Genomic DNA, 14,888 nt, shown 5'->3' on the forward strand with positions numbered 1-14,888 from the left:
ATCAGGATAATGACCTCATATCCCTTCAGTTGCGTATCGCATAGGATCAAATCAGGTGTGATCGAAATGCTCGTACTGCTTGAGCAGGACGAACTTAGGCCCACTGTCATGTGGGAAATGAGGTGTGCTCCAAATCTTTTTTTAGCGGCTATAATGGATTCTAGGGTTGCACTCAATGATGCGATGTCAAAACCTCAAAGTGTAACTAGCGCGATTTTAAATTGCATGCTGTTGCGTGATGTCTGGCTGACGATGAATTTGTTCATGGCAATGAAATCGCTTTCTGTTAGGGGTGTTTGAATGCGCGGAGTGCTCTTGATGGCTGTTTTCTAAAATACGATTGAGGATTGAGAAATGTCTAGTAAGTTTTTGAGGGTTTCTCGTATAACCTGAAGTTATGTCGCTGGTAATTTTTTTACCGCTGAACGTTGCACGGCCCGCGCGTAGGATGGTCAAATGTCAATTTATCGTAGTTTGAGGAGCGGTACGAAGAATGTCGCACAAGCATGTGGATCCAGATACGCTGCTCCTCAAAATGCCTTCCCTCAGAGCGGTGAAAGCCTTTGTGGCAGCAGCAAAATACGAAAGCTTTACCCGCGCAGCGGAAGCTTTGTGCGTATCACAGGCCGCTATTAGTCGTCAGATCCGCGAGCTTGAGGAGTACCTCAACGCACCCTTGTTCGTTCGGGTAGGGCGTGCCGTTGAGCTCACGCCGGCGGGGGCTGTGTTTTTCGACGCTTCGCAAATTTCGTTCGTCAATATCGCTCAGGCTGCAGAGCGTATCAGGAATGCGCCTATTGATAAGCACGTCCTGACAATATCCTGTTCCCCTGCATTCTCCGCACTTTGGCTTTCGAATCATATCCAGGATTTTCGTTCAAAGAATCCGGATATTGAGCTTAACTTGATTACTACTCAGAATTTTCATGCTCGAGAACCTGGTGTCGAGCCTGATATCGTCATATCGAAATTCGTAAATGTAGGCGATGGGTATAAAGTCTATCCGCTCTGTCATGACGTGATTTATCCGGTGTGTTCTCCTGAGTATCTCAAGTGCCATCCTGAAATAACCACAATGGAAGGTTTGCGCAGTGCTGAGCTTCTGGATTTAAGTCCTTACGGCAGGTCGGGGGTGGCTGAACATGTCGACTGGAGTGTATGGCTGGCGTTTCAGAATATTGATATCGACGAAAGAAGTTCCGAGAGTCCGCCGATTTTCCATGCAAATGATTACAATCTGATTATTAATATGGTGCTTTCAAATCAGGGTGTTTCGTTGGGTTGGAATCACTTGGTGGCGCACATGGTAGAGTCTGGTCGGTTGGTGAAGCCTGTCAAAGAACAGGTGACTCTGCGCAACAGTCTCCACTACCTGGCGTGTCGTGAAGATACTATTGCTAAAGATGCATGTGCGAGAGTCAGGGATTGGATAATGACTAAGTTTTCATGGTGGAAGGTTCAGGCGCGAAATGCATAACCTGACATTATCGATTCCAGTCAGAAAATGTAGCTTGAGCAGTTGTTGAGCAGGGATTTACTCTATGCGAAAGCTTGGCTACCAATAATCCGTTTATCAACGGGGCGCTATGTCTTTGCTTGGGCTCCGCGTAAGACTATTTACAAGAACAATGTTTCAGTCGTTTGTGCCTGCCGGGAATGGCATGGTGCATGGAGGATAATAATGAACAGCAACGAATCCGTCATTGGCCTGATCAAGCAACGTAAGCCTCGCCATGTGTTACCACGTGAGCTTTATTTCGATCCCGAGGTTTATCGTCAGGATCTTGAGCACATCTGGCATAAAGATTGGGTATTTGCTGGGCACACCTTTGAAATCCCCAAAACGGGCCAGTATTTCACCCTCCAGATCGGCGATTACCCCGTAGCCGTGGTACGTGGCAAGGATGGAGAAGTTCGAGCCTTCCACAACGCCTGCCGCCACCGTGGCGCCAAGGTCTGCGAACATGCGAGCGGCAAGGTGGCAAAGCTGGTCTGCCCATACCATAAATGGACGTTCGAGCTCGACGGCAATCTGATCTATGCAGGCAACATGGGCAATGACTTCGATCGGTCGAGCTACGGCCTGAAGACCGTTCATGTTGAGGTAGTTCACACCTACATCTATGTGTGCGTCGCTGAAGTCGCGCCCGACTTCTCTAGCTTCCGTGCTGCCGTGACCCCGTTTATCGCGCCGCACTTCTTGGAAAACTGCAAGGTCGCCTTCGAATCGAACCTGATCGAAAAGGGCAACTGGAAGCTGGTATTCGAAAACAATCGTGAGTGCTACCACTGCGACGGTACGCACCCAGAGTTGCTCAACTCGTTTGTTGAGAACCTGTCGGTAGCAGGGGTTGGCGGTGATGACGATCCGGAGCTCGTCGCCCACTGGGATCGCTGCGAAGCGGCTGGTATGCCAAGCCGCCTGAACATGGATCCGATGGGTCGCTTCCGTATGACTCGCATCCCGCTTTCCGCCGGCGCGGTCAGCTACACGATGGATGGCAAGCCTGCCGTGGCGGGCCGGCTGGACAAGAGCGGTGAGCCGGACATCGGTGCGCTGCTCTACTTCAACTACCCGTCGACTTGGAACCACTTCCTCGGCGACCACGCATTGAGCTTCCGTGTTCTGCCGATCGGCCCTGGCGAAACCCTGGTGACCACCAAATGGCTGGTGCCTGAGTCTGCTGTAGAAGGTGTCGACTATGACCTGGATCGCCTCACCAAGGTCTGGTTGGCGACCAACGATCAGGATCGTCGCCTAGTTGAAGGCACCTTTGCGGGTGTTTCTTCGCCGGCTTACGAACCAGGGCCTTTCTCCGAAAACGCTGAGAACGGTGTCTGCCAGTTTGACGACTGGTATTGCTCGACCATGCTGGAGCGCCTGGAAGGGCGTCCCCAATTGAAATCGGTAGGCTGATCTATCTATCCGCGACGGCGCCTTCGGGCGCCGTTTTTGTTGGTGCGCCGGGCATGGCGCGTCGCGTGTTAGCGCAGCCCGCTTATAGCACGAGTGAGAAGTCAGTTTGTAGTGGTCTACTAACCCCGAACACCTTTTTAGGCGAAAAATGGTCGCCACACAGAGGTGTTCGATGAGCAGACAACGACGTACTCTCACCCCCGAATTCAAGCGCGAGGCAGCCAGCCTGATGCTCGACCAGGGCTATAGCCTTACTGAAGCCGCTCGGTCGCTCGACTTGGTTGAATCGGCGCTGCGCCGCTAGGTGAATCAACTCCAGTCAGAACGTGGCGGTGCTACGCCAACGAGCAAGGCGCTGACCCCCGAGCAGCAGAAGATCCAAGAGTTGGAAGCTCGGATCAACTGGCTGGAACGGGAGAAATCGATTTTAAAAAAGGCTACCGCGCTCTTGATGGCCGAGGAACACGAGCGCTCGCGTTGATTGATCAGCTCCGCCGCGAGGAGCCTGTCGAATTACTTTGCTCGGTATTTGAAGTCACTCGCTCGTGTTACTACGCGCATTGCCATAAACGGCGATCTCCGGACGTTGCGCGACTGGCACTGCGCGTTCGGGTTAACGAGCTATTTACACAGAGCCGTAGTGCCGCAGGTAGTCGAACCATCATGTGCATGATGCGCGAAGAAGGCATTCAGATCGGCCGCTTCAAGGTGCGCAAGTTGATGCGCGAAATGAAGCTGATCAGCAGGCAACCGGGTTCCCATGCCTACAAGAAGGCCACAGTAGAGCGCCCTGACATCCCGAACGTGCTGGAGCGCGCATTCGATGTTACGGCACTGAATCAAGTATGGTGCGGCGACATCACGTATGTGTGGGCTCAAGGCCAGTGGCACTATGTGGGGGCAGTTATCGACCTGTTTGCACGTCGCATGGTGGGCTGGGCATTTTCACCCAAACCGGACAGCGAATTGGTCATCAAGGCGCTGGACATGGCGTACGAGCACCGCGGGCGGCCGCAGAATGTACTGTTTCACAGTGATCAGGGCAGCCAGTATGGCAGCCGAGCTTTTCGTCAGCGGTTGTGGCGTTACCGCTTCAGGCAGAGCATGAGCCGCAGAGGTAATTGCCTGGACAATGCGCCAATGGAGCGTTTGTTCCCCAGCCTGAAAACGGAGTGGGTGCCGAGTGTGGGCTACATGAGTGCTGCGCAGGCACAGCCGGACATCGGCAGGTTTCTGATGCAGCGCTACAACTGGGAGCGACCGCATCAGTTCAACGGTGGATTACCGCCGGCGATTGCCGAGGAAAAACTTAATCCGGTGTCCGGGATTAGTTGACCACTACAATGAAGAGCGCTGAAAACCGCAGTCCAGCCGCGCCACTCTCAGCGGCCTCAAGAAGGGAAGGGGCTGCAAAGCAGCCCCGGCACTCTCAAACCTTGTTCATTTCTTCAAGGCGGCGCGGCATTGGCTCTGGCGTCGCACGCCCCGCCAGCCCCACCCGCATGTCATTGCCACTCGGCTGCTGGTACAAGCTCAGCCCGAACTCCGGCAACACCGCCAGCAAGTAATCGAAGATATCCCCCTGGATCCGCTCGTAATCCGCCCACACCGTGGTCGTGGTAAAGCAGTAGATTTCCAGCGGCACGCCCTCGGCGGTGGTCTGCATCTGCCGCACCATGCAGGTCATGTTCGGGTGCACGTTGGGGTGGTTCTTCAGGTAGGCCAAAGCAAAGGCGCGGAAGGTGCCGATGTTGGTGAGCTTGCGGCGGTTGGCCGACAAGTCGGCTACGGGTCCCATGGCCTCGTTCCAGCGCTGCAGCTCCTGGCGCTTGGCGGCCAGGTAGTCGGCCAGCAGGTGCACTTGGCTCAGGCGCTGTTCTTCTTCGCGGGTGAGGAAGCGCACCCCGGCGGCATCGATGAACAGGCTGCGCTTGATGCGCCGGCCACCGGACTGCTGCATGCCGCGGTAGTTACGGAACGACTCGCTCATCAGGCGCCAGGTGGGGATGGAGACGATGGTCTTGTCGAAGTTCTGCACCTTCACCGTGTGCAGGGTAATGTCGACCACGTCGCCATCGGCACCCACCTGCGGCATTTCGATCCAGTCACCCACGTGCAGCATGTCGTTGCTGGTCAGCTGCACGCTGGCGACGAACGACAGCAGGGTGTCCTTGTACACCAACAGCAGCACCGCCGACATCGCACCCAGGCCCGACAGCAGCAACAGCGGCGAGCGGTCGATCAGGGTGGCGACGATGACGATGGCGGCGAAGATCCACAGCATCATCTTGGCCAGTTGCACGTAGCCCTTGATCGAGCGGGTGCGGGCGTGTTCGGTGCGGGCATAGATGTCGAGCAGGGCATCCAGCAGGCACGACAGCGCCAGGGTCATGAACAGCAGGGTGAAGGCCAGGGCGACATTGCCGAGGAAGTGCTGGGCGGTATCGGACAGCTCCGGCACCAGTTTCAGGCCGAACTGCAGCACCAGCGACGGCGTGGTCTGGGCCAGGCGGTGCAAAACCTTGTTGTTGCGCAAGTCGTCCAGCCACCTCAGCGCCGGCTGGCGGGCCAGCAGGCGGGCGCCATGCAGCACCAGAAAGCGCGCCAGGCGGCCGATGACCAGGGAGATCAGCAGCAGCACCGCCAGGCCAATGGCCGCGTGCAGCATCGGATGGCGGTCGAGGGTGCCCCACAGGTCGAGGGAGTCACGCCAGATTCGTTGGATATCCATGGGCTTGCGTACAGTCTTGTTGCCAAACGAAGCGCCATTAGAGCGCGGATGGCGATGAAGTTGCCAAAAGAAATTCGGCTAAGGCGGCAGAAAACGTTACCCTATGCAACTGAATTTCCCGCACTTGCCTGAGGTTACCTCCGTGTTCTCCCAATTCGCCCTGCACGAACGCCTGCTTAAAGCCGTGGCCGAGCTTAACTTTGTCGAGCCAACCCCGGTGCAGGCCGCGGCCATCCCCCTGGCCCTGCAAGGGCGTGACCTGCGCGTGACCGCACAGACCGGCAGCGGCAAGACCGCCGCCTTCGTGCTGCCACTGCTCAACCGCCTGGTCGACCTGCGCGAGCGCCGTGTGGAGATCCGCGCGCTGATCCTGCTGCCGACCCGTGAACTGGCCCAGCAAACCCTCAAGCAGGTGCAGCTGTTCGCGCAGTTCACCTACATCAAGGCCGGCCTGGTCACCGGTGGTGAGGACTTCAAGGAACAGGCCGCCATGCTGCGCAAGGTGCCGGACGTGCTGATCGGCACCCCCGGCCGCCTGCTCGAGCAGCTGAATGCCGGCAACCTCGACCTGTCCCATGTGCAGGTGCTGATCCTCGACGAAGCCGACCGCATGCTCGACATGGGCTTCGCCGAAGACATGGAGCGCCTGTGCAAGGAGTGCGAGAACCGCCAGCAAACCCTGCTGTTCTCGGCCACCACCGGCGGTGCGGCGCTGCGCGACATCATCGGCAAGGTGCTGAAAGACCCGGAACACCTGATGCTCAACAGCGTCTCGCAGCTGGCCGAAGGCACCCGCCAGCAGATCATCACCGCCGACCACGACCAGCACAAAGAGCAGATCGTGCAGTGGCTGCTGGCCAACGAGACGTTCGACAAGGCGATCATCTTCACCAACACCCGCGCCCTGGCCGATCGCATCTATGGTCACCTGGTGGCCAAGGACGTGAAGGCCTTCGTGCTGCACGGCGAGAAAGACCAGAAAGACCGCAAGCTGGCCCTGGACCGCTTCAAGCAGGGTAGCTCCAAGGTGCTGGTGGCCACCGACGTGGCCGCCCGTGGCCTGGACATCGACGGGCTGGACCTGGTGATCAACTTCGACATGCCGCGCAGCGGTGACGAGTATGTGCACCGCGTAGGCCGTACTGGCCGTGCCGGGGGTGAAGGCCTGGCGATCTCGCTGATCACCCACAACGACTGGAACCTGATGTCGAGCATCGAACGCTACCTCAAGCAGCAGTTCGAGCGCCGGGTGATCAAGGAAGTGAAGGGTACCTACACCGGGCCGAAGAAGGTCAAGGCCTCGGGCAAGGCGGCCGGTAGCAAGAAGAAAAAGGTCGAGAAGAAGTCGGGTGACAAGAAGGCCGCGGCCAAGCGCAAGCCAAGCGCCAAGCCGAAGGCCAATGCACCGCTGGCCAGCTCCGATGGCCTGGCACCGCTGAAGAAGCGCAAGGCGGCGGCGGAGTAATCGGCGTCCCTCACAGGCTGATGCGTTCTTTGCAGGAGCGGCCTTGCGTCGCGAAAGGGCTGCGCAGCAGCCCCGAGATTCCCACACTGACGCATCCATCCGAGGGCCGCTTTGCGGCCCTTTCGCGACGCAGCTACTACAGGGCGCACGCGGTCAGTCAGCTTTCTTTTCTGCCGCTTTCAGCTCCTTGATCCGCTTGTCGATCAGCTGACACTTGTCGGGCAAGTCCTTGCTCGCCGTCCCCAGCTCCATCCCTTGCAGCTCGTCATTGATCTCCTTGGCCTTCTGCGGGTTTTGCTCGGTCAGCTGGGTAACCAACCCGGCCAGCTCTTCACGTTTCTGCGTCGCTTCTTCCGGCGTGCAGGCCCAGACGGGCAGGGCGCAGACCAGGGCCGTGGCACAGGCAATGGGCAGCAGCGGTTTCATCCTTTATACCTCCGGCGGTGTTGATGCCCGGTGGAGGTGTGTGCCTGGCCGTTAGTTCAACGGCCTTGACCGACGGCCGCGAGGTGAGGCTGCGCCGTCATGTCTATGCCCAGCGCCTTCATCACAGTCAGGAACGATTTCAGAGTCGGGTTGCCATGCTCGCTGAAAGACCGATAGAGCTGCTCGCGCGACAGGCCGGTTTCTTTCGCCAGCTCGCTCATGCCTTTTGCACGTGCCACCACGCCTACAGCCTTTGCGACATAGCCGGCATCGCCGGTCTCGAGTGCGTCGGTCATGAACTGCGCAATAGCTTCAGGGGTAGTGAGGTACTGGGCGGGGTCGAATTCAGAGAAGGTTTCAGTCATTTTGCATCCTCCACGAACGCAGAATCTGGTGGGCTGCCTTGATGTCTCGCTGTTGGCTGCCTTTGTCGCCGCCGCAAAGCAGAATGACAAACGTGCTGCCAGCCTGATGGAAGTACACCCGGTAACCAGGCCCATAGTGAACCCTGAGCTCAATGACGCCGTGGCCAACCGGTGATACGTCGCCAGGCAGGCCCTCCATCAGCCGGTTGATCCGAGAAATGATTCGGGCCCTGGCATTAACGTCTCGGAGACCCGTCACCCAATGTCTGAAACTGCTGGATTCGATTTTTTTCATCGAGTGACTGTAGTTTATAAACTACAGATGGCTTAACAGCAAATGGTTTCTGCCTGTTTCCCGCTTCAAGGCAGGCACCTCACCGCGCCAAGATCTTCGGAACACCACGGCTCGCCGACAGGTCCCACCCTGTGTACCCCTTCCGTCCACAGCAGGAGCCCATAGCCATGAGCATCGCCTACGACTGGGACCTGATCGAACGCTTGCTGCACGAAGTGCAGAACGGCGCCGGTCACAGCTTCACGCCACGCCCTTATGCCGAGCAGCACGCTGCGGCACTGGCCGCCAAGGGTGAGCCGGTGGGCGACCTGGACCACCTGAAAACCCGTGCCTGCGAATACGAAAAGCTGCTGTTCGAACGTGGCTACATCGAAAGCCGCCCCGAAGAGGACGGCGGCAACGGTGAGAATTTCGTGCTGACCGAACGCGGTTCGCGGCTGATGAGCCTGATCGACAGCAGCATCCCCGGCTTCGAGCACCCGCGCCAGGTGCTCGACGAGCAGGAGGATGCGCTGGACGAAACCACCTTCGAACAGGTGTCGGCGAAGGCGCAGATTGCCTGAGGTCGTTTTGAGGCTGGCAAGGGCAGCCCTGGAAACCCGATAATCGGTAGCTTCCGAACACTGCCGAGCCCTTGCCCATGCCCATGATTACCCCGAAGGCCCGCCGATGAGCGCGGTCCGCAAGAACCCCGACGCCTTTGCCTTGCAGGTGATGCTGGGGCTGTGCCTGATCTGGGGCTGCCAGCAGGTGCTGATCAAGACCGCCGCTGTCGATATCGCACCGGTGATGCAGGCGGCGCTGCGCAACGGCATTGCCGCCGTGCTGGTAGGGCTGATGCTGTGCTGGCGTGGTGGCTGGGGCCAACTCGGCAGCACCTGGCGGGCCGGGGCGTTGGCAGGGGGCTTGTTCGGCCTGGAGTTTCTGTTCATTGCCGAGGGGTTGAAGCTGACCTCGGCGGCGCACATGTCGGTGTTTCTCTATACCGCGCCAGTGTTCACCGCGCTGGGCCTGCATTTCCGCCTGCCCAGCGAGCGCCTGCGGCTGCTGCAATGGCTGGGTATTCTGCTGGCCTTCGGCGGCATCGCCACGGCATTCGCCGGCGGCATGTCGTTCGAGCAGATGGATGGCCGTACCCTGCTGGGGGATGCCTTTGGCGTGATTGCCGGCCTGGCCTGGGGGGCGACCACCGTGGTGGTGCGCTGCTCGCGGCTGTCGGAAGCGCCCGCCACCCTGACCCTGTTCTACCAACTGGCGGTGGGCTTTGCCGGGCTGCTGTTGATTGCCTTGCTCAGCGGGCAGATCGGTGCGGTGGTGTTGACCCCGCTGGCAATCGGTAGCGTGCTGTTCCAGGGCATCGTGGTGTCGTTCATCAGTTACCTGACGTGGTTCTGGTTGCTGCGCAAATACCTGGCGTCGAACCTGGCGGTATTTTCGTTCATTACCCCGCTGTTTGGGGTGACCTTTGGCGTGTTGCTGCTGGACGAGCCGTTGAGCATGAACTTCGTGATCGGCGCGTTGATGGTGCTGCTGGGCGTGGTGCTGGTGAGTGCCGAGCCGTGGGTGAAACAGCAACTGCGGCGGCTTGTCGGGTGATTGGTCGCCGTTGCCGGCCTGTTCGCGGGTGAAGCCGCGAACAGGCCAGTACCGGTAACACGTTATTCAGGAGGTGATCCTGGCCTGGCAGGCATTGTCCTGCTGTGCGTTACCCGCCAGTTGCACCAGCCCACCGGCCACCACCAGCCCTCCCGCCGCCAGCATCAGCGCGGGTTGCAGCCCACCGCTGTAATGGCTGCTCAGCGCCGCCAGCAGCGGCCCGCTCAACTGACCCAGGGCGAAGCACGCCGTCAGCAACCCGGCATTGCGCTGCGTCGCGTGCGGCGCCAGCTCTCGCGAACGCTGCATCACCAGCTGCATGCAAGCCAGGAACGGCGCGCCACACAGCACCACGCCCAAGGCCAGCCCGCCCCCCCCGCCGATCAGGCAGGCCAGCACACCCAACCCCTGCAACCACAGGGTGGCGGTCAGCCAGGTCGAGGTGCGCCCGCTGCGGCGCAGGCTCACCAGCAGCACACCGAGTGCCGCCGCCAGGCCGAACGCCGGCCAGAACAGGTCGGCCAGCCACTGCCCGTGAAACTGCTGACTGGCCATCTGCGACAGGAAAGTGGCCGGCAGGATGTAACCCACGCCATACAGCGCATACACCAGCCCCAGGCGGCAGATACCGGCATGGCGCGACGGGCCCCGGTGCGCAGATGGTGCGGGCGCTGCCTGCAGTGCCTGGGGTAGCCAGGGCCTGATCGCCAGCAGCATCAGCAGCGCCGCCACGGCATAGATCAGCCACAGCGCTGCCGAGCCCAACCCCAGCCGATGTGCCAGCAGTGCCAGCAAGCCGGTCAGCGCGATGCCCAGGCCGGGCCCGGCGAATACCAGCGCACCCAGGCGCTGGCGGTTATGGGCATTGGCCAGTTGCTGGCTGAGGCTGGTGATCATCACCAGCACCCAGGCGCTGGCCAGGCCAGTACCGAAGCGCAGCAGCAAGTGGCCCCAGAAGCCGTCGGCAGCCCAGGAGGCCAGGGTCAGTACCACGCACAGCCACAGCCCGCCCTGCAGGCGCAGGCGCACCTGGGCAGGCGAGCGGGCGAACATCGCATCGAGTGCGCCGAGGAAGTAGCCCAGGTAGTTGGCCGCGGCCACCAGCCCGGCCGCCGTCAGGTCGAACTGACCCTCGGCGATCAGCTGCGGCAGCTGCGGGGTCAGGGCGAAACGGCCAATGCCCATGGCCATCATCAGCGCCACGGCGCTGGCCAGCAGTTGAATGAGTGGCGACATCACAGGTCTCCTGCACGGTGTAAGCGATGACCGGCAGGTTAGGGCGGTTTTCTTTTCAATAAAATTGAATAATGATGATCAAGTTGTTCTGTTTTGGAGAATGCCGTGGAATTCAGCCAGCTGCGTATCTTCCAGGCCGTGGCCGAGGAGGGCTCGCTCACCCGTGCCGCAGAGCGCCTGCACCGCGTGCCGTCGAACCTGTCGACGCGCTTGCGCCAGCTTGAAGAACACCTGGGCGTCGAGCTGTTCCTGCGTGAACGCCAGCGCTTGCAGCTGTCGCCAGCGGGCAAGGTGCTGCTGGACTATGCCCAGCGCCTGTCCGCCCTGCGCGACGAAGCCCAGGCTGCGGTGCGCGGCGGCCAGCCAGCCGGGGATTTTGTGCTGGGGACCATGTACAGCACGGCGGCGACGCACCTGCCGGGGTTGCTGGCGCGTTATCACCAGGCGTATCCGGCGGTGAACCTGCAGGTGCGCGCGGCGCCCAGCGGCGAGCTGCTGGAGGGCCTGCTCAACCACAGCCTGGACGCCGCGCTGGTGGATGGCCCGCCAAGCCTGGCCGGGCTGGATGGGGTGCCGCTGTGCGACGAGCAACTGGTACTGATCACCAGCCCCGAGCACCCGCCGGTGCACACGGCCCGGGACGTGGCGGGCAAGGCGGTGTTCACCTTCCGCCAGGGCTGTTCGTACCGCATGCGCCTGGAGGCCTGGTATGCCCATGCCCATACGCCGATGGGCCGGGTGATGGAGATCGAGTCGTACCAAAGCATGCTGGCCTGCGTGATCGCCGGGGCGGGGGTGGCGCTGATGGCGCAGTCGATGCTCGATAGCCTGCCCGGGCGTGACCGGGTGCGAGTGCACCGCTTGCAGGCGCCGTTCGATCAGGCGGTCACCTGGTTGATGTGGCGCCAGGGCATGCGTGGGGCGAATTTGCAGGCATGGATCGACCTGCAACAAAGCGAAACGATTAACCAGTCGTCGGAATGCGCCGTTACGGCTTGATCCGCGTCAAAATGGCCCGTATCTGTAGGAAGAGAGGCATGCGTTATACAGAACATGGGACTATGATCTGTATGAAACATCGCAGGACTGAATTGCCGTGAGGCGGACCCGTCAAGGGGGCATTATGAATAAACCACTGTCCAACTGGCTCCATGACCTGGCTGTCGCCTTGGGGCTGATTCCACCACCCTTGCAGCCGGTACCGATTCCGACTGATGAAGAGCAGCGCAAGCGCCAACCGCGTCGTCGCTGATACAGACAAAGGCCGCTGCACCTGTGCGGGTGCAGCGGCCTTGGTGTATCTGGGCCCTGGTTATCGCCTGTACCGACGCCAGGGCCGGTACAGGCGGTCGATCAGGCCAGCTTCACCGCCGCCATCGGTTTGCGCGACATCAGGCTTACCAGCACAAAGCTCACCAGGCCAACCACCAGGCTGTAGTAGATCGGTGTGTTGGCCTCCAGGCCGTCCAGGAACATGAACAGCAGTGCAGTGGCAAAGCCCAGCGACATGCTGGCGATGGCCCCGGCGGTGGTGGCGCGCTTCCAGAAGATCGCCCCGATCAGCGGAATCAGCATGCCGCCGACCAGCAAGTTGTAGGCCAGGGTCAGGGCGCTGATTACGTCGTTCACCACCAGCGCGATGCCCAGCACCACCAGGCCGGTGAGCAGGGTGAACAGGCGGCTGACGGCCAGGCTCGATGGCTTGCCGCCACGCAGCTTGGGCAACAGGTCTTCGGTCAGGGTGGTCGACGCGGCCAGCAGGCCGGCGCTGGCGGTGGACATCATGGCAGCCAGCGCTGCCGCCATCAGCAAGCCACGGATGCCATCGGGCAGGGTGGTCTTGATCATTTCGGCGAAGGCGTTGTTCGGGTTGGCCAGGTCGGGCATCAGCACATGCGCGGCCATGCCGATGGTGGCGCAGGCCAGGCCGTACAGCACGCAGTACACACCCGCGGTGGTGCCGGCTCGCTGGCAGACCTTCTCGTCACGGGCAGTGAATACCCGCTGCCAGATGTCCTGGCCGATGAGGATGCCGAAGAAGTAGATCAGGAAGTAGGTGATGATGGTGTCCCAGCCAATGGTGGTCAGCTGGAAGCTGGCCGCCGGCAGCTTGGCCACCAGGGTGTCCCAGCCACCGGCCTTGTACAGGCACACAGGCAGCAGGATGAACATCAGGCCGACGGTCTTGATCACGAACTGCACGATGTCGGTGAGGGTCAGCGACCACATGCCGCCGATGGTGGAGTACAGCACCACCACACCACCGCCGAGCAGCAGTGAAGCCCAGAACGGCAGGTCCAGCAGTACCTGCAACACGGTGGCCATGGCCAAGGTCGAGGTCACCCCGATCATCAGCGCATAAGCCAGCATGATCACCGCGCTGGCCTGGCGTGCGGTGGGGTTGTAGCGCTGCTCCAAGACCTGGGTCACGGTGAAGATGCGCAGGCGCAGCAGGGGTTTGGCCAGGAACAGGTTCAGCGCGATGATGCCCAGGCCGAGGGCGGCACACAGCCAGAAGCCGGAGATGCCGTGCACATAGCCCAGGCGCACGGTGCCGACGGTGGAAGCGCCACCGAGCACGGTGGTGGCCATGGTGCCCATGTACAGTACCGGGCCGAGGTTGCGCCCGGCGACCAGGTAGTCTTCGTGGGTTTTCGCGCGGCGCATGCCATACCAGCCAAGCCCGAGCATGCCGGCGGTGTAGATCATTACAACAATGATGTCCAAGGCCATTGGGGGTCTCCCGATTATCTTTATTATGGCGAGATCGACCACCCGGGCGGGATCACGGCGCCCGGCGGTCCTGTCGTGTGTTGGCGGGCCTCAGTGGCCCTCCCTCATGGCTCCTGCCGGGGTGTAGCAAGTACTGCGGCCGCCTCTGCAAAGGCGCCGTGTATCCGGTCAGCGGCGCACTACGCCTGGAAGCACGCAGAGCATCTCGAACAGCAGGTTGGCACCGAGCAGCGAGGTGTTGCCGGTGGTGTCGTAAGGCGGGGAGACTTCGACCAGGTCACAGCCGATCAGGTCCAGGCCGTGGCAGCCGCGAATGATCTCCATCGCCTGGATGGTGGTCAAGCCGCCGATTTCCGGGGTGCCGGTGCCTGGCGCCCAGGCCGGGTCGATGCCATCGATGTCGAACGACAGGTACACCGGGCCGCCGCCGACCTTTTCCCGCACTTCGGCCATCAGCGGTACCAGCGACTGGTGCCAGCACTCTTCGGCCTGGACCACGCGGAAGCCCTGGCGGCGGCTCCAGTTGAAGTCATCGGCGGTGTAGCCCTGGGCGCGCAGGCCGATCTGCACCACGCGTTCGCAATCGAGCAAACCTTCTTCCACGGCGCGGCGGAAGGTGGTGCCGTGGGCGATCTTCTCGCCGAACATGTGGTCGTTGACGTCGGCGTGGGCATCGATGTGCACCAGGCCGATCTTGCCGTGCTTCTTGTGCAGTGCGCGCAGGATCGGCAGGGTGATGGTGTGGTCGCCACCCAGGGTCAGCGGGATGATATTGTGCTCGAGGATCTCGTCATACGCCTCTTCGATGATGCGCACGGCGTCCAGCAGGTTGAAGGTGTTGATCGCCACGTCACCGATGTCGGCCACCGACAGCGAGTCGAACGGGGCCGCCCCGGTAGCCATGTTATACGGGCGGATCATGACCGATTCGGCGCGGATCTGCCGTGGCCCGAAGCGGGTACCGGAGCGCAGCGAGGTGCCGATGTCCAGGGGCACGCCGATGAACGCAGCGTCCAGGCCTTGGGCAGTTTGCAGGTGGGGAAGGCGAAGCATGGTGGCGATGCCGCCGAAACGCGGCATTTCGTTGCCGCCCAGTGGTTGGTGGAGAATCTTGTCCACGGTGG

At 60.9% G+C, this 14,888-nt stretch carries 15 protein-coding genes and 1 pseudogene; 9 read left to right on the top strand and 7 right to left on the bottom strand.

Annotated features, from left to right (window positions below):
- Positions 1-66: 66 nt before the first annotated feature.
- The 4 genes and pseudogenes from ACLEJP_RS21195 (at position 67) to ACLEJP_RS21210 (ending at position 4,252) form a co-directional block, all read left to right on the top strand.
- Entirely contained in the window at positions 67-300 is a 234-nt protein-coding gene (locus ACLEJP_RS21195; RefSeq protein ID WP_440809552.1) for a hypothetical protein, read from the top strand.
- A gap of 193 nt (positions 301-493) precedes the next feature.
- Positions 494-1,477 (top strand): LysR family transcriptional regulator, encoded by a 984-nt coding sequence (locus tag ACLEJP_RS21200; protein WP_440809554.1) that lies wholly within the window; start codon positions 494-496, stop codon positions 1,475-1,477.
- 204 nt (positions 1,478-1,681) lie between these two features.
- Entirely contained in the window at positions 1,682-2,917 is a 1,236-nt protein-coding gene (locus ACLEJP_RS21205; RefSeq protein ID WP_440809557.1) for an aromatic ring-hydroxylating oxygenase subunit alpha, read from the top strand.
- Between the two features lie 172 nt (positions 2,918-3,089).
- Positions 3,090-4,252, top strand: a pseudogene (locus ACLEJP_RS21210) (IS3 family transposase).
- A 94-nt stretch (positions 4,253-4,346) separates the two neighbouring features.
- Here ACLEJP_RS21210 and ACLEJP_RS21215 read toward each other — a convergent pair.
- A complete protein-coding gene (locus tag ACLEJP_RS21215; protein ID WP_440809559.1) occupies positions 4,347-5,648 on the bottom strand; it encodes a mechanosensitive ion channel family protein in 1,302 nt (433 codons plus the stop codon).
- 103 nt (positions 5,649-5,751) lie between these two features.
- Here ACLEJP_RS21215 and ACLEJP_RS21220 point away from each other — a divergent pair, with 103 nt between their 5' ends.
- Positions 5,752-7,113: a DEAD/DEAH box helicase gene (locus ACLEJP_RS21220; protein ID WP_440809561.1), complete on the top strand. Its 1,362-nt coding sequence runs from the start codon at positions 5,752-5,754 to the stop codon at positions 7,111-7,113.
- Positions 7,114-7,266: 153 nt separating this feature from the next.
- Here ACLEJP_RS21220 and ACLEJP_RS21225 read toward each other — a convergent pair whose 3' ends face one another.
- From ACLEJP_RS21225 to ACLEJP_RS21235, 3 genes are read right to left on the bottom strand one after another with little or no spacing between them, the layout of a single operon-like run.
- Complete coding sequence (locus tag ACLEJP_RS21225; RefSeq protein WP_440809564.1) at positions 7,267-7,539, bottom strand: hypothetical protein; 273 nt, start codon at positions 7,537-7,539, stop codon at positions 7,267-7,269.
- 56 nt (positions 7,540-7,595) lie between these two features.
- On the bottom strand, positions 7,596-7,904 hold the full coding sequence (locus tag ACLEJP_RS21230; protein WP_440809565.1) for an addiction module antidote protein: 309 nt from the start codon (positions 7,902-7,904) through the stop codon (positions 7,596-7,598).
- Positions 7,897-8,199, bottom strand: a complete 303-nt coding sequence (locus ACLEJP_RS21235; protein ID WP_440809566.1) for a type II toxin-antitoxin system RelE/ParE family toxin — start codon at positions 8,197-8,199, stop codon at positions 7,897-7,899. Before ACLEJP_RS21235 ends, ACLEJP_RS21230 begins: the two co-directional genes overlap by 8 nt.
- Before the next feature lie 167 nt (positions 8,200-8,366).
- Here ACLEJP_RS21235 and ACLEJP_RS21240 point away from each other — a divergent pair, with 167 nt between their 5' ends.
- Positions 8,367-8,762 (top strand): transcriptional regulator, encoded by a 396-nt coding sequence (locus ACLEJP_RS21240; RefSeq protein WP_225778760.1) that lies wholly within the window; start codon positions 8,367-8,369, stop codon positions 8,760-8,762.
- A gap of 106 nt (positions 8,763-8,868) precedes the next feature.
- Positions 8,869-9,795 (top strand): DMT family transporter, encoded by a 927-nt coding sequence (locus ACLEJP_RS21245; RefSeq protein WP_289131008.1) that lies wholly within the window; start codon positions 8,869-8,871, stop codon positions 9,793-9,795.
- A gap of 66 nt (positions 9,796-9,861) precedes the next feature.
- Here the strand turns inward: ACLEJP_RS21245 and ACLEJP_RS21250 are convergent, their stop codons facing one another.
- Positions 9,862-11,031, bottom strand: coding sequence for an MFS transporter (locus ACLEJP_RS21250; RefSeq protein WP_440809569.1), 1,170 nt, complete (start codon positions 11,029-11,031; stop codon positions 9,862-9,864).
- A 105-nt stretch (positions 11,032-11,136) separates the two neighbouring features.
- Here ACLEJP_RS21250 and ptrR point away from each other — a divergent pair, with 105 nt between their 5' ends.
- Positions 11,137-12,030: a putrescine utilization regulator PtrR gene (gene ptrR / locus ACLEJP_RS21255; RefSeq protein ID WP_440809571.1), complete on the top strand. Its 894-nt coding sequence runs from the start codon at positions 11,137-11,139 to the stop codon at positions 12,028-12,030.
- 124 nt (positions 12,031-12,154) lie between these two features.
- Complete coding sequence (locus tag ACLEJP_RS21260) at positions 12,155-12,283, top strand: PA1414 family protein (RefSeq protein WP_009683677.1); 129 nt, start codon at positions 12,155-12,157, stop codon at positions 12,281-12,283.
- A 101-nt stretch (positions 12,284-12,384) separates the two neighbouring features.
- On the opposite strand, the gene ACLEJP_RS21265 is transcribed toward ACLEJP_RS21260, so the two are convergent.
- Both ACLEJP_RS21265 and speB read right to left on the bottom strand, forming a co-directional pair.
- A complete protein-coding gene (locus ACLEJP_RS21265) occupies positions 12,385-13,764 on the bottom strand; it encodes a sodium:solute symporter (RefSeq protein ID WP_225778756.1) in 1,380 nt (459 codons plus the stop codon).
- Between the two features lie 168 nt (positions 13,765-13,932).
- On the bottom strand, positions 13,933-14,883 hold the full coding sequence (gene speB / locus ACLEJP_RS21270; protein WP_170031293.1) for an agmatinase: 951 nt from the start codon (positions 14,881-14,883) through the stop codon (positions 13,933-13,935).
- Between the last annotated feature and the right edge of the window lie 5 nt (positions 14,884-14,888).

The organism is Pseudomonas sp. SMV7 (assembly GCF_052041995.1).
Taxonomy (GTDB): domain Bacteria; phylum Pseudomonadota; class Gammaproteobacteria; order Pseudomonadales; family Pseudomonadaceae; genus Aquipseudomonas.